General features: G+C 71.0%; 18 protein-coding genes and 1 tRNA gene. 10 read left to right on the forward strand and 9 right to left on the reverse strand.

Going from position 1 to position 21,102, the window contains the following annotated elements:
• Positions 1–9: 9 nt before the first annotated feature.
• From orn to D6270_RS11185, 7 genes are all read left to right on the forward strand, one after another.
• Positions 10–615 (forward strand): oligoribonuclease, encoded by a 606-nt coding sequence (orn, locus tag D6270_RS11155; RefSeq protein WP_109167493.1) that lies wholly within the window; start codon positions 10–12, stop codon positions 613–615.
• Positions 616–735: 120 nt separating this feature from the next.
• Positions 736–808 (forward strand) — tRNA-His (locus tag D6270_RS11160).
• A 138-nt stretch (positions 809–946) separates the two neighbouring features.
• The gene (locus D6270_RS11165; protein WP_109165549.1) at positions 947–1,327 is read left to right on the forward strand and encodes an STAS domain-containing protein; all 381 of its coding nucleotides are present in this window, start codon (positions 947–949) and stop codon (positions 1,325–1,327) included.
• Between the two features lie 175 nt (positions 1,328–1,502).
• The gene (locus D6270_RS11170; protein ID WP_109165548.1) at positions 1,503–3,086 is read left to right on the forward strand and encodes a PP2C family protein-serine/threonine phosphatase; all 1,584 of its coding nucleotides are present in this window, start codon (positions 1,503–1,505) and stop codon (positions 3,084–3,086) included.
• On the forward strand, positions 3,083–4,180 hold the full coding sequence (locus tag D6270_RS11175; RefSeq protein WP_109165547.1) for a cobalamin B12-binding domain-containing protein: 1,098 nt from the start codon (positions 3,083–3,085) through the stop codon (positions 4,178–4,180). Before D6270_RS11170 ends, D6270_RS11175 begins: the two co-directional genes overlap by 4 nt.
• Positions 4,177–4,572, forward strand: coding sequence for an STAS domain-containing protein (locus D6270_RS11180; RefSeq protein WP_109165546.1), 396 nt, complete (start codon positions 4,177–4,179; stop codon positions 4,570–4,572). The genes D6270_RS11175 and D6270_RS11180 overlap by 4 nt, the downstream gene beginning before the upstream one ends.
• Entirely contained in the window at positions 4,569–5,066 is a 498-nt protein-coding gene (locus D6270_RS11185; RefSeq protein ID WP_109165545.1) for a MarR family winged helix-turn-helix transcriptional regulator, read from the forward strand. Before D6270_RS11180 ends, D6270_RS11185 begins: the two co-directional genes overlap by 4 nt.
• Before the next feature lie 54 nt (positions 5,067–5,120).
• Here the strand turns inward: D6270_RS11185 and D6270_RS11190 are convergent, their stop codons facing one another.
• The 6 genes from D6270_RS11190 to D6270_RS11215 form a co-directional block, all read right to left on the reverse strand.
• Positions 5,121–5,468 carry an STAS domain-containing protein gene (locus D6270_RS11190; RefSeq protein ID WP_109165544.1) on the reverse strand — a complete coding sequence of 116 codons (348 nt, stop codon included), beginning with the start codon at positions 5,466–5,468 and terminating at the stop codon, positions 5,121–5,123.
• A 49-nt stretch (positions 5,469–5,517) separates the two neighbouring features.
• Positions 5,518–6,549 carry a LacI family DNA-binding transcriptional regulator gene (locus tag D6270_RS11195; RefSeq protein WP_109165543.1) on the reverse strand — a complete coding sequence of 344 codons (1,032 nt, stop codon included), beginning with the start codon at positions 6,547–6,549 and terminating at the stop codon, positions 5,518–5,520.
• Positions 6,550–6,756: 207 nt separating this feature from the next.
• Entirely contained in the window at positions 6,757–8,214 is a 1,458-nt protein-coding gene (locus D6270_RS11200; protein ID WP_109165542.1) for a GH1 family beta-glucosidase, read from the reverse strand.
• 72 nt (positions 8,215–8,286) lie between these two features.
• Positions 8,287–9,207 (reverse strand): carbohydrate ABC transporter permease, encoded by a 921-nt coding sequence (locus D6270_RS11205; RefSeq protein WP_109165541.1) that lies wholly within the window; start codon positions 9,205–9,207, stop codon positions 8,287–8,289.
• 14 nt (positions 9,208–9,221) lie between these two features.
• Positions 9,222–10,226: a carbohydrate ABC transporter permease gene (locus tag D6270_RS11210; protein ID WP_109165540.1), complete on the reverse strand. Its 1,005-nt coding sequence runs from the start codon at positions 10,224–10,226 to the stop codon at positions 9,222–9,224.
• A gap of 124 nt (positions 10,227–10,350) precedes the next feature.
• On the reverse strand, positions 10,351–11,676 hold the full coding sequence (locus tag D6270_RS11215; protein ID WP_109165539.1) for an ABC transporter substrate-binding protein: 1,326 nt from the start codon (positions 11,674–11,676) through the stop codon (positions 10,351–10,353).
• Positions 11,677–11,996: 320 nt separating this feature from the next.
• Here D6270_RS11215 and aspT (D6270_RS11220) point away from each other — a divergent pair, with 320 nt between their 5' ends.
• Genes aspT (D6270_RS11220) through D6270_RS11230 form a run of 3 tightly spaced genes read left to right on the forward strand, consistent with a single transcriptional unit; the run spans position 11,997 to position 17,075 of the window.
• Positions 11,997–13,673, forward strand: a complete 1,677-nt coding sequence (gene aspT / locus D6270_RS11220; protein ID WP_109165538.1) for an aspartate-alanine antiporter — start codon at positions 11,997–11,999, stop codon at positions 13,671–13,673.
• A gap of 12 nt (positions 13,674–13,685) precedes the next feature.
• Positions 13,686–15,389, forward strand: coding sequence for an aspartate-alanine antiporter (aspT, locus tag D6270_RS11225; protein WP_109165537.1), 1,704 nt, complete (start codon positions 13,686–13,688; stop codon positions 15,387–15,389).
• A gap of 24 nt (positions 15,390–15,413) precedes the next feature.
• Positions 15,414–17,075 carry a bifunctional aspartate transaminase/aspartate 4-decarboxylase gene (locus D6270_RS11230; RefSeq protein ID WP_109165536.1) on the forward strand — a complete coding sequence of 554 codons (1,662 nt, stop codon included), beginning with the start codon at positions 15,414–15,416 and terminating at the stop codon, positions 17,073–17,075.
• 75 nt (positions 17,076–17,150) lie between these two features.
• Here D6270_RS11230 and D6270_RS11235 read toward each other — a convergent pair whose 3' ends face one another.
• The 3 genes from D6270_RS11235 to D6270_RS11245 all read right to left on the reverse strand — a co-directional run bounded on the left by D6270_RS11235 (position 17,151) and on the right by D6270_RS11245 (position 20,958).
• Positions 17,151–18,635 carry a cellulose binding domain-containing protein gene (locus D6270_RS11235; RefSeq protein WP_109165535.1) on the reverse strand — a complete coding sequence of 495 codons (1,485 nt, stop codon included), beginning with the start codon at positions 18,633–18,635 and terminating at the stop codon, positions 17,151–17,153.
• 146 nt (positions 18,636–18,781) lie between these two features.
• A complete protein-coding gene (locus tag D6270_RS11240) occupies positions 18,782–20,245 on the reverse strand; it encodes a sensor histidine kinase (RefSeq protein ID WP_109165534.1) in 1,464 nt (487 codons plus the stop codon).
• On the reverse strand, positions 20,242–20,958 hold the full coding sequence (locus tag D6270_RS11245; RefSeq protein ID WP_109165533.1) for a response regulator transcription factor: 717 nt from the start codon (positions 20,956–20,958) through the stop codon (positions 20,242–20,244). The genes D6270_RS11240 and D6270_RS11245 overlap by 4 nt, the downstream gene beginning before the upstream one ends.
• Positions 20,959–21,102: the final 144 nt, after the last annotated feature.

Here is a 21,102-nt window from a genome sequence, read left to right on the forward strand (position 1 = left end):
GTGGGGCGCATGAACGACCGCATGGTGTGGATCGACTGCGAGATGACCGGGCTCTCGTTGACGGACGACGCACTCATCGAGGTGGCCGCCCTGGTCACCGACTCGGAGTTGAACGTGCTCGGCGACGGGGTGGACATCGTGATCCGCCCGCCGGACGCGGCCCTGGAGACCATGCCCGAGGTGGTGCGGCAGATGCACACCACCTCGGGTCTCCTCGACGAGCTGGCCGGGGGCACCACCCTGGCCGACGCCGAGGAGCAGGTCCTGGCGTACGTCCGCGAGCATGTGAAGGAGCCCGGCAAGGCCCCGCTCTGCGGAAACTCGGTCTCCACCGACCGCGGCTTCCTGGCGCGGGACATGCAGGACCTGGAGGGCTACCTCCACTACCGGATCGTGGACGTGTCCTCGGTCAAGGAGCTGGCCCGCCGCTGGTATCCCCGGGCGTACTTCAACAGCCCGGAGAAGAACGGCAACCACCGGGCGCTGGCGGACATCCGCGACTCCATCGCGGAGCTCCGCTACTACCGGGAGGCGGTCTTCGTCCCGCAGCCCGGCCCGGACTCGGAGCGCGCCAAGGAGATCGCGGCGCGCCACGTGGTCCGCACCACACCATAGAGAACCGCTGGTCACGGGCGTGCGAACGCCCGCGGACCGGCCCCGGGAAACGGGGGCGCAAGCACCCTCCCGGACCCTGTACACTTTTTCTCGGCCGGTCGGAAACGACCGGGCGACATGGTGGGTATAGCTCAGCTGGCAGAGCACCTGGTTGTGGTCCAGGATGTCGCGGGTTCAAGTCCCGTTACTCACCCTGAGGGAAGGGCCCCGGTCTTCGGACCGGGGCCCTTCTTCGTGCGGAGGGGCCTCCGTGGGCCCCTCGGCTCCGTCCGGGCGGCCGCATCGCGGACTACCCGACAACCTCCGGCGGGCCGAATGGGACCATGGCGGGATGTCATGGAGATCGCGGGCGCACGTCCGAGTGCGCGAGGAAGGCAGTGTCTTCGTCGTCGAGGCCGTCGGAGAGCTGGACATCGACGAGCGGGACCTGTTCGCAGCGGCCTGGGACGAGGTGGACGAGCGGTGCCCGTCGGCGACGGTCCTGGACCTCGCGGGCGTCACCTTCGCGGACAGTTCCTTCCTGGACTCGCTGCTGCGGGGCCGGGCACAGCACCTGGCCGCGGGCCGGGGGTTCGTCGTGGCGGGTCCGCTGCACCCCAGCGTTCGGCTGCTGCTCGACGTGACCGGAGTCTCACGCCATCTGACCGTGGCCGGATCCCTGGACGAGGCGCTGCTCGGGCTCCCCCGTGACACCGGCGGAACGAGCGACTGAGAGGGTGCCGGTTGTCTTTACGGGCCTCATCAGGGATCGTTGCCCGAAGGCAACTGTCCGCCGAGTCGAAGAGGTGAGGGATTCGCGCAGCGGGTCCTAGGTTTTGGTTTCCACTCCTGTACGTCGAGTCAGGTCCACGGACCGCGGCCTCCACTGGGGTCCCGCTCCGTACCCCGTGCTGGTCGTCGACCCGCACGGCCGCATCACGCAGCGCAACGAACCGGCCGCGTCCCTCCTGCCCGAGGCCGAGCCCGGCGCCGCCCTGGCGCGGGTCGCCCCTCAGTGGCTGACGACGGCGCACCGGGCACTGCGCTTCCCCGCGCCGGGCACCGTGCCGGGGCCGGACGAACCGCTCTGCGGCGCCGTCGGGGACCAGCACGTCGAAGCCCATCCCATGATCCGCGAGGAAGGGTCGATCGCCTGGTGGCTGATCGACGACACCGATCACCGGGTGGCCCGGGAGGCTCTGCGCCTGGAAAGGGAGCGGACCGCCTTCCTCACCCAGGCCTCCAACACGCTGCTCTCCTCCCTCAACCTGGCCCGGTGCATGGACGTGACCGCGCAGCTGGCGGCGGACAGCCTCGCCGACGCGGCGCTGGCCATCGCCCCGTCCCGCGGACGCCATCTGCCCGTCGTGACGTGTGTACGCGGCGGTGCCCCGGTCCTTTCGCAGGTGCAGGCGGACCCCGACGAGGTGCCCGGCCTCGGCGAGGCGCTGCGCGGCTTCCCGCCGGTGCCCTCGCGCTGGATCGACCCGGCGTCCGCGCCCGAGTGGATCGTCCCGGAGGGGTTCGGGCCGGTCGGTTCGGTCGTGATCACCCCGCTCCCCGGGCACGGCGTCCCGGCCGGGGCCCTGATCCTGTTGCGGCGGGACGGCGGCGTCCCCTTCGACGAGGGCGAGGAGGTCTTCGCCAGGCTGTTCGCGGCACGGGCCGGGGCGGCCATGTCGGCGGCCCGCCTCTACGCGGAGCAGACCGCGATCTCCGAGACCCTGATGCGCGAGCTCCTCCCCCCGGCCCTGCACCAGGTGGACGGCGTGGACTTCGCCGGCGGCTACCGGGCCTCCGCCGACCACCAGCGCATCGGCGGTGACTTCTACGACGTGCACCCGGCGTCGGCGGAGGGCGAGGCCTCCCTGGTGACCCTGGGGGACGTGTGCGGGAAGGGGCTGGACGCCGCCGTGCTCGCGGGCAAGATCCGCAACACCCTGCACGCCCTGCTGCCGCTCTCCGACGACCACCAGCGCATGCTCGGCCTCCTGAACACCGCGCTCCTCAACTCGCACCACACACGGTTCGCGACCCTGGTCCTGGCCTCCGCCGAGCGCCGGGCCAACGAGGTGCACCTCAGGCTGACCAGCGCGGGGCATCCGCCCCCGCTCATCGTCCGCGCGGACGGCACGGTCGAGGAGGCCGACACCAGCGGCACCCTGGTGGGAGCCCTGCCCGAGATCCAGTCCCGCACCGTCGCCGTCACCCTCGCTCCCGGCGAGTCCTGTGTCCTGTACACGGACGGCATCACCGAGGCGAAGGGCGGACCGATGGGGGACGTCCAGTTCGGTCAGGAACGCCTCCGCCGCGCCCTCTCGGCGTGCGCCGGGATGCTCGCCGAGGGCATCGTGGAGCATGTGCAGATGCTCGCCACGCAGTGGCTCGGGACCCGGCGCCACGACGACATGGCCGTCGTGGTGATCTCCGCACCCCGGACGCACCACCTGACGGCGGTGGACGGGCACACCCGAGGCCGGTTCACCGGATGAGCGCCGCCCCGGAACCCGGCGGCCGCACCGAGGACGGGCACGCCTCCCTGGAGAAGGCGGCGGAGGATCTGTGGAAGGCCGTCTCGGTCGCCGACGAGCGGGCGGCCACCGACGTGGTGCTGGACGCCGTCGAGGGCGGCGCGGACCCGGAGAGCGTACTGCTCGACGTGATCGCACCGGTTCAGGGGCGGGTGGGCGCGGAGTGGGCCGCGAACCGGTTCTCCGTGGCCGAGGAGCACGCCGCGACGGCGATCAACGAGCGCGCGGTCACGGCGATCGGCCTGCATACCCGCACCCGCGCCCGGGTCAGCCGGGGCAGGATCACGGTGGCCTGCGTGGACGGGGAGTGGCACGCCCTGCCGGCCCGGCTGCTGGCCGAGGTGCTCAAGCTGCGCGGCTGGCAGGTGGACTACCTCGGCGCCCAGGTCCCCGCACCGCATCTCATCGCGCATCTGCACAGCACCCATGCCGAGGCGGTCGCCCTCTCCAGCTCGATCGCCACCAGGCTGCCCACCGCGCACGCGGCGATCACGGCCTGTCAGGCCATCGGCGTCCCCGTGATCGTCGGCGGCGCCGCCTTCGGGCCCGGCGGCGTCTACGCCGAGCTGCTCGGTGCGGACGCCTGGGCGCCCGACGCCCGCGCCGCGGCCGACCGGCTCGCGGCGGGCCCGCTGCCCCGCCCGCAGCTGGACCACCAGCAGATGGACGACCTGCCGCATCTGGTGGACCAGGAGTACACCCTGGTCACCCGGGGCAGCGGCGCCGTGGTCCGGAACGTGTTCACGGCGCTGGAGAGCGTCTACCCCGCCATGCGCGGCTACGACGAGGCCCAGCGGGAGCGGACGGCGGAGGATCTCGCCCACATCGTGGAGTTCCTCGCCACCTCGCTCTACCTCGGCGACGAGGAGCTCTTCGCCTGGTTCATCAGCTGGACCGCGCAGATCCTCCGATCCCGTGGCGTGCCGCCCCACAGCCTGCCTCCGGCCCTCGATCTGCTGGAGCGGGAACTCAAGGACTTCCCCCGGGCCGTCCGTACGCTTCGGCGCGGCGCCCACACCCTCACCACCCTCCACTCCGCCGGGAACACCGTATGACCACCACACCGCGCCCCGACACGGCGGCCGAGACCACGGCCGCCGGCGAGAACCGACTGCACATACCCCTGCACGGCGATCTCGACCATGAGAACGCCGACACCCTCGTGCGGGATGTGACGGCCCGGCTCGCGGCTCGCCCCGGGGCGAGCGATCTCCGTCTGGACTGTGCCGGACTGGGCCACATCGACTCCATGGGGCTGTCCGCGCTGCTGATGATCCACCGCCATGCCCGGGCGGCCCGCGTACGGCTCCACCTGGACGACCGTCCCGCCCACCTGGAGCGGCTGCTCCGCCTCACCGGCACCCTGGACCATCTGACCGGCCAGGGCGGTACCCAGCGGGGTACGGAGGCGTCGCAGGCGGAAGCACCGACCGACGGCCCGTCATGACCCGCCGCGAGGAGACCGAGGGCTGCCGGCGGACGGCCGCGTCCGCGGGCAGCATCACCGAACTCCTCGACGTCCTGTGGGAGAGCGCCCGGAACGCCACCGCGCGCGAAGCCGCGCCGGGGTCGACCTCGCAGCTGCGTCTGATGTACGTGATCGACCGGGAGGGCAGCGTCCGGATGCGTACGGTGTGCCGCCTGCTGGCCGCCGCCCCGCCGAGTGTCAGCCGCATGTGCGACCGGCTGCAGGCCATCGGGTTCCTGGAGCGCGCGCCCTGTCCGGACAGCGGCCGCGAGGTGATGCTCCGGCTGACCGCCGAAGGGCAGCGGCATCTGCGCCGCATCCGCGAACGGCGCGACACCATGCTCCACGAGGCCATCGCCGGTATGCCCCCGGCCGAGCGGCGGGCCCTGGCCAGTGGTCTGGCGGAGCTGGAGTCGCGGCTCACCGCCACCCGGGACCCGGATGACGGTGCCCGCCCGGGCCGCGCGGCCTGAGCCGGGACGGGCCGCGCGGGCGTCGCCGCCCGGAACACGCCGGACGGTCCGGGGTCAGGAGCCCAGGGCGGAATCCAGATCGGGAGCCGTGGTGAAGACCGCGTCAAGCCCGGTCACCTGGAGCGGGGTCAGCGCCGCGCCGCGGGGCGGGACGAGGACCAGCCGCCGCCCGTGCTCCCTGTGGTGGTGGTAGAGCCGGAGCAGGACGTTGAGGAAGTCGGAGCTGAGGAAGGTGGTCCGGCTCAGATCGACCACCGACAGGCGCTGGTCGCCGGCGCAGAAGCGGCCCGCCACCTCGTGGGCCGCTTCCGTGTCGTCCACGTCGACCTCGCCGACGACGGCGAGCACGAGCGCTCCCTCGGCTGGTTCGATGAGCTGAAAAATGTCCTGTTCCCCGTACATGATGAGTTTCCTGCCCCGGAATGCGGTTCGCAGGCCGCCCGGCCCGGCCTCACGAAGAATCCCGCACCACCAGCTCCGTGGGCAGCACCACCGTAGGCCGCTCCCCCGTCCGCCCCGCGATCTCCTCCAGCAGGAGCTGGGCCATCCGGCGGCCCATCTCCTCGATCGGCTGGCGGACGCTGGTGAGGGCCGGGTGCATGTGGCGGGCGACCACCGAGTCGTCGAAGCCGATCAGGGCCACGTCGTCGGGGATGCGGCGGTCCGCCTCGCGGAGGACCTGGCGGGCGCCGGCCGCCATCACGTCGGAGGCCGCGAAGACCGCGTCCAGGTGGGGGCGGCGGGCCAGGAGTTCGCGCATGGCCCGCGCGCCGCCCTCCTCGGTGAAGTCGGCGGGGGCGATGAGGCGTTCGTCCGGGGGCAGCCCCGCGGCGGCGAGGGCGGCGCGGTATCCGTCGAGGCGGCGCTGGGCCCCGTAGACCTCCAGGCGGCCGGTGATCGTGGCGACCGAGCGGCGGCCCCGGGAGATCAGGTGGTCGACGGCCGCCCGCGCGCCCTCGAAGTTGTCCGAGTCGACCGAGGCCAGCGGCTCGTTCGCGTGCCTCGCGCCGCTGATCACGCACGGCATACCCAGCTGTTCCAGCAGCTCGGGCAGCGGGTCGTCGGCGTGCACCGCGACCAGGAGGACCCCGTCGACCCGGTGCGCGGTCAGGTACTGGGCGAGTCGGCGGCGCTCGCGGTCGTTGCCCGCCAGGGTGAGGAGCAGCTGCATCTCGGTGTCGGCGAGAGCCGCGCCCACGCCTCGGACTATGGCGGAGAAGTACGGTTCGGCGAAGAAGCGGGTCTCCGGCTCCGGCACCACCAGCGCGATGGCGTCGGTGCGGTTGCCGGCGAGGGCGCGGGCGGCACGGTTGGGGACGTAGCCCAGTTCGGCGACGGCCGCCTCGACCGCCTCGCGGGTCGCTTCACTGACCCGGGGCGAGCCGTTGATGACCCGGGATGCGGTGCCCCGGCCGACGCCGGCCCGGGCCGCGACCTCTTCGAGCGTGGGCCGCCCGCCGTTCCGTACTCGCGCTGCCGCCATGGCTGCCTCCCCGTTCCCGGTCAATTTCTCACAGCCGTACAGTCAATCCAAGTCCTGGATCGATCACTCCGACGAGCGTACGGACAGTGTATTGGGAGCGCTCCCAAGAGCAGGGAAGCGAGGGCGGGGAAACAGGGGCGGGGAGGCAGGGGCGGGGGAAGGCGTGGCCCCGACCAGGTATGGCCGGGGCCCAGCGCCCTCACGGAGTCACGCCTCCGGCGGCAGCCCGTGCCGTGCGATCACCCCGCTGTACCAGTGCGCGCTCGCCTTGGGGGTGCGGCGCTGGGTGGCGTAGTCGATGTGCACCGCGCCGAACCGCTTCGCGTAGCCGTACCCCCACTCGAAGTTGTCCATCAGCGACCAGAGGAAGTAGCCGCGCACGTCGGCGCCGTCGGCCACCGCCCGCTGCACGGCGGCAAGATGGCCGTGCAGATAGGCGATCCGCTCCGGGTCGTGGACCTGGCCGTCCGCGTCCACGGTGTCCTCGAAGGCCGCGCCGTTCTCGGTGACCATCAGCGGCAGGCCCGGGTTCTCGCGGGTGACGTCCATGAGGAGGGCGTGGAGGCCGTTCGGGTCGACCGACCAGTTCATGGCCGTACGCGGCTTGCCCTCGGCGAGATGGAACGCGACGTGCTCCGAGCCCGGCCACGGGGAGTGGTCGCTGCTGCCGTGGCCGTCGTTGCGGGTGTCCCCGGCGCCGGAGGCGGGCGTGGAGACGATCGTGGGCGTGTAGTAGTTGACGCCGAGCACGTCGATGGGGGCGGAGATGGCGGCGAGGTCGCCGTCGTGGATCAACGCCGGCCAGTTCACGATGCGTTCGGTGTCGGCCAGCAGGTCCTCCGGGTACGCGCCCTTCAGCATCGGGCCCGTGAAGACCCGGTTGCCCACCGCGTCGATCCGGCGGGCCGCGTCCGCGTCGGCCTCGCTGCCGGTGAGCGGGCGCACCTGGTGGAGGTTGAGGGTGACCGAGGTCCGCGCGGCAGCGGGGAGGTTGGCGCGCAGCGCCTCGATCGCCCGGCCGTGGGCCAGGTTGAGGTGGTGGGCGGCCCGCAGCGCGGCGGCCGGCTCGGTGCGGCCGGGGGCGTGGACCCCGGAGCCGTAACCGAGGAACGCCGTGCACCAGGGCTCGTTGAGCGTCGTCCACATGCCGACCCGGTCGCCGAGCGCACGGGCCATGATGGCCGCGTAGTCGGCGAACCGTTCGGCCGTCGCGCGCTCGGGCCAGCCGCCCGCGTCCTCCAGCTCCTGGGGCAGGTCCCAGTGGTAGAGCGTGGCGACGGGCGTGATGCCGGCCGCCAGCAGCTCGTCGACGAGCGAGCGGTAGAAGTCCAGGCCGCGTTCGACGGCGGGGCCGCGGCCGGTGGGCTGGACGCGGGACCAGGAGACGGAGAAGCGGTACGCCTTGAGGCCGAGCCGCTTCATCAGCGCCACGTCGTCGCGGTAGCGGTGGAAGTGGTCGGCGGCCACGTCCCCGGTGTCGCCGTTCTGGACCTTGCCGGGGGTGTGGCTGAAGGTGTCCCAGATGGAGGGGGTGCGGCCGTTCTCGGCGGCCGCCCCTTCGACCTGGTACGCGGCGGTGGCGGCGCCCCAGACGAAGCCCGTCGGGAAGGGCGCCGGGGCCTCGGGGGCCTGCTGCGGGGCGGTGTCGGATCGTACGACTGTCATGCGGGAGCGCTCCCATGGGGGTAGGGGAAGGAGAGGGGTGGTGCGGTCCGGCCGACCGCACCACCGGTGGCGTCAGCCCTTGACCGCGCCCGACATGATCCCGCCCACGATCTTCTTGCCGAAGAGCACGAACACCGCCAGCAGCGGCAGCGTGCTGATCAGCGCGCCCGCCATGACGATGGACTGGTCGGGGGTGTACGCGGCGCTGAGCTGGCCGAGGGCCACCTGAAGGGTCGGGTTCTGCTGGTTGAGGGCGAGGTAGGGCCAGAAGAAGTCGTTCCACGCCTGGACGAAGGTGAGCATCCCGAGCACCATCATCGCGGGGCGGGCCACCGGCAGCACCACGCTCACCACGATGCGGAAGTTGTTCGCCCCGTCGATCTTGGCCGCCTCGATCAGCTCGTACGGCAGCGCCTCGATCAGGTACTGGCGCATGAAGAACACGCCGAACGCGCTCACCAGCGTCGGGAAGATCACCGATTCGAGCTGCCCGCCCCAGCCGAGGCCGGACATCATCATGAAGAGCGGGACCACGCTGAGCTGCGGCGGGATCGTGAGCGTGGCGATGACGGCGGTCATCAGCCAACCGCGCCCTCGGAAGCGCATCTTGGCGAACGCGTATCCGGCGAGCGTGCAGAAGAAGAGCGTCGCGGCCGTGATGGACGACGAGACGATGACGCTGTTGACGATCGCCTTGCCGAGGTTGGCCTGCTCCCAGGCCGTCTGGAGGTTCTCCACCAGTCGGCCGCCCGGCAGGAACGGCGGGGTGGAGGCGAGCACTTCGTCCTGGGTGCGGGAGGCCGCCACCAGGGTCCAGTACAGCGGCAGCAGCGAGCCGAAGCCGACGACGGCGAGCGCGATGTACGCGAACGGGCCGCCCTTCATCTGCTGGCCGGCGCCCATCTTGAAGCGGCGGGGTCGGTGCGGGGCGCTGCCCCTGGGGGACGGCGCGAGCTTCACCGGGGCGGTGGGGGTGGGGCTGGTCATGGTCATGGAATCGCTCCCGGTCAGACCGCGGAATCGGAGGTGCGGACGTAGCGGCCGATGAGCCAGTTGACGCCTGCGATGAGGAGCAGGAGCGCGAGCATCGCCCAGGCGACGGCGGCGGCCGGACCGAGGTGTCCGAGGTTCCAGCCGTAGTTGTAGAGGTAGATGCTGAGCGTCTCGTACTGGTTCTCGTTGCCGCCGGTGGCGCCCATCGCACCGCCCTCCAGCAGCAGCGGCTCACCGAACAGCTGCATGGAACCGATGGTCGAGATGACGATCGTGAACAGGATCGTCGGCCGCAGCGAGGGGATGGTCACCTTGAGGAACTGCTGCCAGCGCGATGCGCCGTCCAACGAGGCAGCTTCGTAAAGGTCGTTGGGGACCGCCTGCATCGCCGCCAGGTAGATCAGCGCGTTGTAGCCGGTCCAGCGCCAGATCACGATGATCGAGATCGCGAGCTTCGAGGTCCAGTGTCCGTTGGCCCAGTTGACCGGATCGAAGCCGACGAGGCCGAGCGTCCAGTTGAGCAGTCCGCCGTCCGCCCGGAAGACCAGGGCGAAGACGAGGGCGGCCGAGGCGACCGAGGTCGCGTACGGCGTGAGGATGATCGTCCGCCAGAACGTGCTGGCGCGCAGGCGGTAGTTGAGCAGATGCGCGAGCCCGAGGGCCACCAGGAGCTGCGGGACGGTCGAGATGACGCCGATCAGGAAGGTGTTGCTGACCGAGGTCCAGAACTCCGGGTCGTGCAGGATCTTGTCGAAGTTCTCCCAGCCCACCCACTCCATGGAGTCCAGGCCGGTCATCGAGACCCGGTGCAGGGCGATCCAGCCGGTGTAGAGGAGCGGGTAGAGGCCGAAGGCCCCGAAGATCAGGAAGAACGGCGCTATGTACGCGTACGGGGAGGCCTTGTCGTCGAACCGCCACAGCCGGCTACGCCACAACTGCCGCCGCTCGGACGGTGGTTCCTTCTGCGGTTCGCGGGGCGGCGGTACGTATGCGTCCCGGGTGGGGGTCGAGGTTGCCACGGGCGGGAGTCCTTCCCTGGGGGCGCTCCGCCGAAGGAGGACGGGCGGGCGGAATGTATGGAGGGGCGGGGCGGGCGGGCGTGGCAGGGATCGCCCGCCCGCCCCGGCGTACGGCCGGTTCAGGTCAGCCGATCGCCTTGTCGATCGTGCGGACCGCGACGTCCCAGGCCGCGTCCGGCTTCGTACCGCGCTGCTCCATGTTGTTGATCTGCGTGGAGATCGAGTCCTTGATCACGCCGTCCTTCGGGCCGAGCACCGCCTCGGGGATGGACTTCGCGCCGTCCGCGTAGATCTGGCCGATGGGCGCGTTGTTGAAGTACGGCAGGGTGGCGCTCTTCACGTCGGGCAGCTCGTAGGCGCCCTGGTTGGACGGGAAGACACCGATCGCCTTGAAGACGGCGGCCTGCTGCTCGGGGGCGGTCAGCCACTTGACGAGCTTGGTGGCCTCGTCGACGTTCTTGCCGGACTTCGGCACGGCGAGGAAGGAGCCGCCCCAGTTGGCCGAGATGCCGCCGGGGGCGCTGGTGATGTCCCACTTGCCCTTGTTGGCGTCACCGGCGTACGTGGAGATCTGGCCGGCCATCCAGGCGGGGCAGACGACCGTGGCGACGGTGCTCTTGCGCAGGGCCGCCTGCCACTGGTCCTCGAACTGGGCGAGGCCCTGCGTCAGTTTCTTGGACGCGGCCTCGGCGGCCAGCTCCCAGCCCTTCTTGACGCCGGCGCTCTCCTTGTAGACGGGCTTGCCGCTCGCGTCGTAGTACTGCTCGGGGCTGGAGCTGACGACCGCGTTGAACATGGCGCTGGCGGAGTCCATGAAGTACGTGCCCGCGGGCGCCTTCTTCTTGTACTCCTCGCCGAGCGCGAGGAAGTCGTCCCAGCCGCCGGCGGTCCGCTTGGCGACCTCGGTGCGGTCGGTGGGCAGTCCGGCCTTCTCGAACAGCTCGCGGTTGTAACAGAGGGACATGGGGCCGATGTCGGTGCCCGCGCCGATCACCGCGCCGCTGGGGGCGGTGGCCTGCTTGGCCTTCCAGGAGACCCACTCGTTGACGTCGATCACCTTGGAGAGGTCGGCGAAGGAGTCCGCCTTGGTGTCGACGATCTCCTTGATCCGGCCGACCTCGATGCCCTGGACGTCGGCGAGGCCACTGCCCGAGTTCAGCTGCTGGAGCAGCTTCGGGTAGTAGTTCTTCTCCTCGGCGGTGGTGTCCTCCTTGACCGTGATCTTCGGGTTCAGCTCGTGGTACTTCTCGAAGAGCCCGGCCTCCTTGTACCCGAACTGGCCGAAGTCGGCCACGGTCAGCGTGATGTTGCCGTCGGCGTCGGCGCCCTTGCTGCCGGAGTCGGACGAGCCGCCGCAGCCGGTGAGCAGGAGGGCGGTGACCGTGAGGCCGGTGGTGGCCACGATCGCGGTTCTACGGCGTCGGCCGGCAACGCTGCGGGTGATGCGCATTCCACTGCTCCTTGTTACGGGGAGTCCTACGGAAAGGAAGCGCGGGAGATCCCCTCCCGCTGTTGTGGGAGCGCTCCCATGCGCCGATGCCGGAAGGTTCCTGCCTCAAGGGGGTGGGTGTCAAGAGTTGAAGACGAATCCGTTGCCGACGGATGTCCAGGACGTCACGCGAGGCCGTCAGGGGCGGCCACCCGTCGAGAGGTGAACGGGATCGGCCGGAAGCGGACGAGGTGCCGGGATAGGTCGCCCCTGTTAATTTCTCCCTTATGTCACCTTTGATCATGCTGGTCCCCGACATCAGACCGGTTGAGTGAGGCGGGATGGGCGTACTGCGCGACCATCCCGAACTGGCCCTCTTCTTCTGTCTCGCCGCCGGCTATCTGGTCGGCAAGCTCCGCGTCGGCCCGATCACCCTCGGCGGCATCTGCGGCACGCTGATCGTGTCGCTGCTGATCGGCACCCGGCACGTCAGCGTCGACGACGACGTGAAGACCGTCTTCTTCGCCCTGTTCATCTTCTCGCTCGGCTACATGGCCGGGCCGCAGTTCTTCGCCAACCTCAACCGCTCCAGCCTCCGCTTCTTCACGCTCTGCCTGATCGAACTGGTCTGTGTCCTCGGGATCGCCTACGGGCTCGCCAAGGCCTTCGACCTGGACGTCGGCACGGCGGCCGGGATCCTGGCGGGGGCGGCCACGGAGTCCGCCGTCGTGGGAACGGCGACCGAGGCGATCGGCAAGCTCAGCGACCTGACCTCGGAGCAGATCACCCAGTACCAGGGGCATGTGGCGACCGCGTACACGGTCTGCTACCTGTTCGGCCTGATCACCATCGTCCTCTTCACCAGCCAGATCATGCCGATGCTGCTCCGCATCAACCTGGCCGACGCCTCCCGTGAGCTGTGGGAGAAGATGCGCGGCGGTCAGTCCGGGCTGGAGTCCGACGAGCGTGAGGCGCTGCCCGGTATGGTCGGCCGCACCTACCTGGTGACGCTCGCCGACGGACGGACGGTCGGCGATCTGGAGAGCTCGCTGGGCGGTCACATCACGGTCGAGGGGATCAAGCGCGGCAGCAAGCTGCTGACGCCCTCCCCCGGCCTGGAGCTGACCCTCAGCGACCTGGTCCAGGTGGTCGGCCGGCGCTCGGCGATCATCGAGGCGGGCCGGGAGATCGGCCCGGAGACCCCGGCCATCCCGGGACTCGACACCCCGCTGGCCACCCGCCAGGTCGCCGTCACCGAGAAGGCGACCGCCGGCTCCTCCATCGACCGCCTGGAGAAGAGCCACCCGGAGTTCCGCGAGGACGGCGTCTACATCACCGACGTCCTCCGCAACGACCAGCACCTCCCCGCCAGCGCGGAGACCGTCCTCCAGCGCGGCGACGTCCTCACCCTGGTCGGCGCCCGCGGCGGGCTGAACAGGCTGGTCGCCAAGATCGGGGCGGTGGTCAAGAACGACTCCACCGACTTCGTCTACATCGGTTTCGGCATCGTCGCGGGGTCCCTGCTCGGCCAGATCGTGGTCAAGCTCGGGGACGTCCCGATGTCGCTCGGCACGGGCGGCGGCTGCCTCATCTCCGGGCTGGTCTTCGGCTGGTTCCGCTCCCGCAAGCAGACCTTCGGCGCCTTCCCGCCGCAGGCCGCGACCACGCTGAAGGACATGGGGCTGGCCGTCTTCATCGCCTGTACGGGACTGGCGGCGGGGCCGCAGGCCTGGCCGCTGCTGAAGGAGTACGGGGCGCTGCTGCCGTTCGCCGGGATCGCCATGGTCCTGGTGCCCGCGACGATCTCGCTGATCGTCGGGCGGAAGCTGCTGAAGATCGAGAAGCCGCTGCTGATCGGAGCCATCGCCGGACAGCAGTGCTCGACCCCGGCGATCACCTCCATCACCCAGGTGGCCCAGAGCTCCGTACCGCTGCTCGGCTACACCATCACGTACACGCTCTCCAACTTCCTGCTGCCGCTGACCGGGCCGATCCTCGTCGGCGTCCTGGGTTCCTGAGAGGGGCGGGACGTGATCGACTTCCTCAACCGGAACATCTTCCAGCCCCACCCCGAACTGCTCGTCTTCCTCGTCGTCGCGCTCGGCTTCCTGCTGGGCAAGGTCCGCTACCGGGCCATCGCGCTGGGCGCGGTGACGGGGTGCCTGGTGGCGGGGCTGGTGCTGGGCGCGCAGTTCAAGGTCGACATCGACGACACGGTGAAGAACCTGTTCTTCATCATGTTCCTGTTCGCCCTGGGCTACCGGGTCGGCCCGCAGTTCTTCCGGGGGCTGAAGAAGGACGGCCTGCCGCAGGTGGTCAACGCGGTGGTGGTCTGTGTGACCGGGCTGCTGGTCTCGTGGCTCTTCGCCAGCCTGCTCGGTTACGGTCCCGGGCTCGGCGCCGGGCTGATGAGCGGGGCCCTCACCCAGTCGGCCGCGATCGGCGTCGCCCAGGACGCCATCGGTACGCTGCCGGGGCTGTCGGCCGACGAGGTGAAGACCCAGGAGAACCTGGTGGCCGTCGGGTACGCGGTGACGTACCCGCTCGGCACCATCCTGTGCGCGATGCTCCTGGCCAACGTGCTGCCCCGGCTCTACCGCAGGGACCTGGCGAAGGAGAGCGCCGACCTCGCCGCCGAGCTGGACGCGCCGGACGAGAGCCCGGACGAGGGGGCGGGCTACTACGAGGTGGTGCTGCGCGCCTACCGCGTCGACCGCCCCGACCTGGTGGGCCGCTCGGTGGCCGGCTTCGAGGAGCAACAGCAGGCGCTGGGCCGCCGCGTCTACCTCACCGGCGTCCGCCGCGAGGGCACGGTCCTGGAGCACGACCAGTCCCGTACGCTCCGGCTCGGCGACACCGTCGCGGTCAGCGCGATCCGGGGCGACCTGGTCGACTTCGACCCCCGTACGCACATCGGCGCCGAGGCCGACGACGTCGGACTGCTCGGCTACCGCACCGAGACGCTGCATGTCGTCGCCTCGCGGAAGGAGCACCTCGGGCGGACGGTCGGGGAGGTGCGCCGGGAGCCGTTCATGGTCGGCGTCTACATCGACAAGCTGTACCGGGCGGGCGCCGAGTTCCCCTACCGGCTCTCCACCCCGCTGGAGCGCGGCGACACACTGATCCTCACCGGCCCGGAGCGGCTGGTCGGCCCGGCGGGGAAGGCGCTCGGCAAGCCGGTGCCGACGAGTTTCGCCACCGACATGGTCTGGGTGGGGCTCGGCATCTTCCTCGGCGGCTGCATCGGCATCCCGGCGCTGACGGCGGGCGGGGTGCCGATCTCCCTCTCCACCTCGGGCGGCGGGCTGATCATGGGCCTGGTCTTCGGGTGGATCCGGGGCAGGTACCCGACGTACGGGAACGTGCCGCCGGGCGCCCAGTGGTTCATGGACACCCTCGGCCTCTGCCTCTTCGTCGCCGTCGTCGGCATCAACGCCGGTCCGGGCTTCACCAGCGGTCTCTCCACGGCCGGCTGGGGGCTGCTGGTCCTCGGGGCGGTCGCCACCGTGGTCCCGCTGATCGTGGGGTTCCTGGTCGGGCACTACATCCAGAAGATCCGGTTCCCGGTGCTGATGGGCGTCCTGGCGGGCGGCCAGACCACCACGGCGGCGATCGGCGCCGTCAACGAGACCTCGAAGTCGCAGATCCCCACCCTCGGTTACACGATTCCGTACGCCGTCGGCAACGTCCTGCTGACGGTGTGGGGCGCCGTGATCGTCATCCTCAACCACTGACCCTGCACGGGAGCGGACACCACCATGCCCAAGACCAAGCTCAGCCGGGAAGAGATCCGGTCCTTCGCCCAGCTCTCGCCCTTCGAGCTGAAGGACAAGTTCATCCAGATCGCCACTCAGGCGCAGAGCGACAAGCCCGGCCAGAAGGGGAAGACGACCCGGGCGATGCTCAACGCGGGCCGGGGCAACCCCAACTGGACCGCGACCGGCCCTCGTGAGGCGTACCACGCGCTCGGCTACTTCGCGATCTCCGAGTCCCGCCGGGTCTGGACGGCGGACAACCTGGGCGGGATGCCGGAGGAGGCCGGGTGCGCGGAGCGGTTCGAGCACTTCGTCCGTACGCATCCGGAGCTGCCCGGCATCGAGCTGCTGAAGGCGAGCGTGGACCTGGCGGTCAAGCGGTTCGGCTTCGACCGGGACGCGTTCGTGCACGAGCTGGCGGACTCCTCGATCGGCGACAACTACCCGGTGCCGGACCGGATCCTGCGCCACACCGAGGAGATCGTGCGCGGCTACGTCGCGGACGAGATGTTCGACCACCGGCCGCCGGAGGGGCAGACGCTGAGCCTGTTCGCCACCGAGGGCGGCACGGCGGCGATGTGCTACATCTTCGACTCGCTGATGAAGAACGGAATCCTGGCGAAGGGCGACCGGATCGCCCTGATGGTCCCGGTGTTCACCCCGTACCTGGAGATCCCCGAGCTGGACACGTACGGCTTCGACGTGGTCCATGTGGAGGCGAACCTCTTCACCGAGACCGGGGTGCGGCAGTGGCGCTACCCGGAGGAGGAGATCGCCAAGCTGGCGGACCCGTCGGTGAAGATGGTCTGCTGCGTCAACCCGAGCAACCCGCCCTCGCTGGCGCTCTCCTCACGGGTCACCGACCAGATTCTCTCCATCGTCGGCGAGCAGAACCCGAACCTGATCATCGTGACCGACGATGTGTACGGGACGTTCGTCGAGGGCTTCCGCTCGCTCGCCGCGGACCTGCCGCGCAACACCCTGCTGGTGTACTCCTACTCCAAGCACTACGGGGCGACCGGCTGGCGGCTCGGGGTGATCGGGCTGCACGACGACAACGTGATCGACGCGATGCTGAAGGAGCAGGGCGCGGAGCAGAAGGAGCGGCTCAACAGGCGTTACGGAACGCTGTCGTTGGAGCCGGAGAAGATGCGGTTCATCGACCGGATGGTGGCGGACTCGCGGCAGGTGGCGCTCAACCACACGGCCGGGCTCTCGCTCCCGCAGCAGGTGATGATGGCGCTGTTCTCGCTCTTCGACATGCTGGACGAGGGCCAGGCGTACAAGCACCGCATCCGGGCCATCGTGCAACAGCGGCTCGAACTCCTGCTGGAGGGAGTGCACATGAAGGTCTCGGAGGACCCGAAGCGGGCGGCGTACTACATCGAACTGGACCTGCTGGCGGAGGCGGAACGCGTCCAGGGCAAGCCCTTCGCGGATTTCCTGGAGGCGAACTACGAGCCGGTGGACCCGCTGTTCCGGCTGGCCGAGCAGACCTCGGTGGTCCTGCTGAACGGGGGCGGGTTCGACGGCCCGGAGTGGTCGGTGCGGGTGTCGCTGGCCAACCTGGACGACCTGGACTACCTGAAGATCGGGCACCATCTGCGGGCGATCTTCGACGAGTACGCACAGGAGTGGCGGGCCCAGGCGGCACCGGGCGCGTGAAGGGGCGCGCCCCGGCCGGAGGTGGGGTGGCCCGGCCGGGGCGCGCGCGTGGGGGGTACGGGATGGTCTGGGGGGCTATCCGAAGGCGGCGAACGCCTTCGTGAAGGCCAGCGGCTCCTGGTCGATGGAGCTGCACGTGGCGTCGGCGGCCGGCTTGGGCCCGCCCGGGCACGCCTTGTCCCGGGTGCCGGACCACATGGCCAGGCGGCCGACGCCCTTCTCCTGGGCGAACTTCACGACCTGCGTGGCGTCCTCGACCGTGAAGACCTCGGTGACGACATCGTTCACACCGATCATCGGGGTGATGGCGACGGCCTTCCACGCGGCGGCCTCGGAGAGCCCGAGGACCCCCTTGATCTGGGCCTGGGTCGCGGTCGCCGCCTGGATGGCGTATACGCCCATGTCGTCGCTGTAGGCGGGCCCGTAGTCCATCGCCATGATGTTGACCGCGTCGACCCGGACGCCGTTCTTCCTGGCGTCGGCGAGCAGGTCGACGCCGGGCTGCGTCAGCCCCTCGGGCATGACGGGCAGGGTGAACGCGACATCCAGGTCCGGGTACTTCTTCTGGAGCTGGGCGATGGCCTGGGCGCGGCGGGTGTTGGCAGCCGTGTCGGGCAGGGCGGTGCCCTCGATGTCGAAGTCGACCTTGGTGAGCCGGTAGGCGTCGACGACCTTGCCGTAGGCAGCGGCGAGATCGGCGGAGGAGGAGCAGTTCAGGGCCAGTTCGGCACCGGCCGCGCCGCCGAAGGAGACCCGGACGTCACCGCCCTTGGCCCGCAACGCGCCGATCTGACCCGCCACTCGGTCGTCACCGAGGGCGGTGACGCCGCCCCAGAGCGGGGCGCAGCTGCCGCCGGAGGTGATGAAGGCGAGGTGGAACTCGTCCACCCCGGTCTTCGCGGCGGTGTCGAGAAGGTCGTACGCGGGATGGAGCGAGGTGTCGATGTAGGGAGCGAACCGGGAGCCGGTTTCCCCGCCGCCACCGGGGCGATCGGTGGCGGTGGGGGTCGGCGTGGGGGTCGGTGCGGTCGCGCTGGGGGACGCGGACGCGGTGGGAGAGGCGGAGGAGGTGGGGGTGGCCGTGGGGGTGTCCGTGGGGCGGCCGCTCGGGGTGGGGGCCGGGCCGCCGGCGGAGCAGGTGGCGTTGTTGATGAGGCAGGAGGCCGGGTCGCCCGCCGTGCCGGTGGCGGAGGTGACGAAGCCGACCGTCACGGACTTCCCGGGGGCCAGCTCCCTGTCCCAGCTCGCGGGCTTCACGGTGACGCGGTTGCCCCGCACCGTGTGCTCGCCGTTCCAGAGCGAGCCGATCTTCGTGCCGGCCGGGAGGTCGAACTGGAGGGTCCAGTCGGTGAGGGTCCTGTCCGTCTCGTTGGTGACGACGTACTGGCCGGTGTAGCCGCTGGTCCAGTCGCTGGTCCGGGTGTACGTCGCCCCGACCGCCGCCGCCTGCGCCGTACCGGTCAGGGCGAAGACCGTCCCGCCGACGACCGCGGCGGCGGCGATCGCACCGACCGCCTTGGTGCGGGTGGTCGCCGTGCGGCGGTGTGAACGGGAACCCATCAACGTGCCCTGCCTGCCTCTGTGTCCTGCGGATGTCCCCGTGGGGGGATGCAGGAGCACGCTAGCGGCAGCGGAACGGGCAAAGCGGGCGTTGCGGACCGTAGTTGATGTTCTTAGGGTGCGCTTAAGGAACGCATGGGAGCGGGTTAATGATGGGCCCCGGGCTGGGCTCCCGGACCGGCCGCGGTCCGTGGTTCCCGGCGGCGCTGACGGCCGAACCGGCGGGTCACCCGGCGGCCGTGGCCGCGCTGTCCGCGCTCCGGGCTGCTGCCGTGCAGCCCGATCCAGATCCGCACCTCCGTGCCGCCGAGCACGGACCGCCCGATGCGCAGATCGCCGCCGGTGGACTCGGCGACCCGGCGCACGATGTCCAGGCCGAGTCCGGTGGAGCCGACCGTGCCCGGCTTGCTGGTACCTCGGGCCAGGGCCGCCTCCGGGTCGGCGATGCCGGGGCCCGCGTCCGAGACGAGGACGATGACCGCGTCACCGCTGTGGTGGACGTCGACGGCGAAGGCGGTGCCCTCGGGGGTGTGGCGGAAGACGTTGCCGAGCAACGCGTCGAGGGCGGCGGCCAGTTCGGGGCGGGCGACGGGGATGCGTACCGTACGGTCCACTCCCGCGAGCCGCACCTCGCGCCCCTCGTCCTCCGCCAGCGCCGACCAGAAGTCCATGCGCTCCCGGATCACCGCGGAGGCGTCGCACCCGGCCCCGGCGCGGGTCTGCACGCCCTGGGTCTGGGGGCGCTGTTCGCGGGCGGTGCGGATGATCGTGTCGACCTCGTGCTCCAGCTGCTCCACCGCCGCCCGGGTCTGGTCGGCCGCCGGGCCCTCGCCGAGCGATGCGGCGTTCAGCCGGAGGACGGTGAGCGGGGTGCGCAGCCGGTGCGAGAGGTCGGCGGCCAGCTCGCGCTCATTGGCCAGGAGCTGGACGACCTGGTCGGCCATGGAGTTGAACGCGACGGCGGCGGAACGGAGTTCGGTGGGGCCCTCCTCGGGGACCCGGGTGCCCAGCCGCCCCTCCCCCAGGTCCTGGGCGGCGCCCGCGAGGCGCTGGGCGGGCTGGACCATCCGTACGCCGAGCCGGTCCGCGACCGCCACCGAGCCGACGATCAGGGCGACGCCGACGCCCGCCAGGATCAGCCAGGCGGTGGCCACCCCGTTGGAGACCTCCCCCTCGGGGACGAAGACCTCGACCACGGCGATGTCCCCGGTGGACAAGGCGGTGGGCTGGAGCAGGGCGAAGCCGCCGGTGGCCTCGGTGATGGAGGCGCGCCCCGCCTTGCGTACGGTCTCCACGTCCTTGGGGCTCGCCCGCCGGGTGCCGATGTCCAACGCCTGGCCCCGGGTTCCGTCCGCCGCCTTCTCGCCGGCCGGCACATGGACGGCGAGCCGCCCCCGGTCACCCGGTTCGGTGGAGAGGACGGCCCGGGTCAGCTCCTCGCGGTCGGTGGTGATGGAGAGCGCCGGGGCGATCATCGCGGCCTGGCGCTCGGCATCGGAGAAGGCCCGGTCGCTGGCCATCTCCCGGATGACGAGCCCGAGGGGTACGGCGAAGGCGATGACGACCATCGCGGTGACCGCCAGACACACCTTGACCAGGGCCCATCTCATGCGGGTGGCTCCACGGCCGGGGTCCCGGCGGGCGGCTGGAGCTTCACGCCGACGCCGCGCAGGGTGTGCAGATAGCGCGGCCGGGCGGCGGTCTCACCGAGCTTGCGGCGGAGCCAGGAGAGGTGGACGTCGATGGTCTGGTCGTCGCCGTACGACTGCTGCCAGACCTCGGCCAGCAGCTCCTTGCGGGCGACCACCACCCCGGGCCGCCCGGCCAGGAAGGTCAGCAGGTCGAACTCGCGCCGGGTGAGGTCGAGTTCGGTGCCGTCGAGTTCGGCGCGGCGGCGCAGCGGGTCGATGGCGAGCCCGCCGACGCGGATGACCCGGGGCGGCGGCGCCTGGTCCCCGGCCGCACGGGAACGCCGCAGCACGGCGGCCATGCGGGCGGAGAGGTGCTCCACGGAGAAAGGTTTGGTCAGGTAGTCGTCGGCGCCGTCGTTGAGCAGCCGGACGATCTCGCTCTCGTCGTCCCGGGCGGTGGCGATGATGACGGGTACGTCGGTGATGGACCGCAGCATCTTCAGCGCCTCGCTGCCGTCGAGGTCGGGCAGTCCGAGATCGAGGATGACCACGTCGAAGCGGAAGTGGGCGACCTCGCGCAGCGCTTCGAGCGCGGTGCCCACACTCCGTACCGTGTGGGAGGCCTCACTGAGGTGCCGGATGAGGGCGGAACGTACGAACTGGTCGTCCTCGACCACGAGCACACTTGCCATGGGCGGCACCGTACGCCATGCGGACGGGCCGGGTCCCCGCCCCGTCCCACCTCGCCGGAATCCTCCGCAAAGGCCGGGACGGGAGGCGGCCCGAGGGGGACGGAAGGTACCGGAGGGGGACAGTCCAGGTGCGCGTGGTGCAGG

The organism is Streptomyces griseus subsp. griseus (genome assembly GCF_003610995.1).
GTDB lineage: Bacteria > Actinomycetota > Actinomycetes > Streptomycetales > Streptomycetaceae > Streptomyces.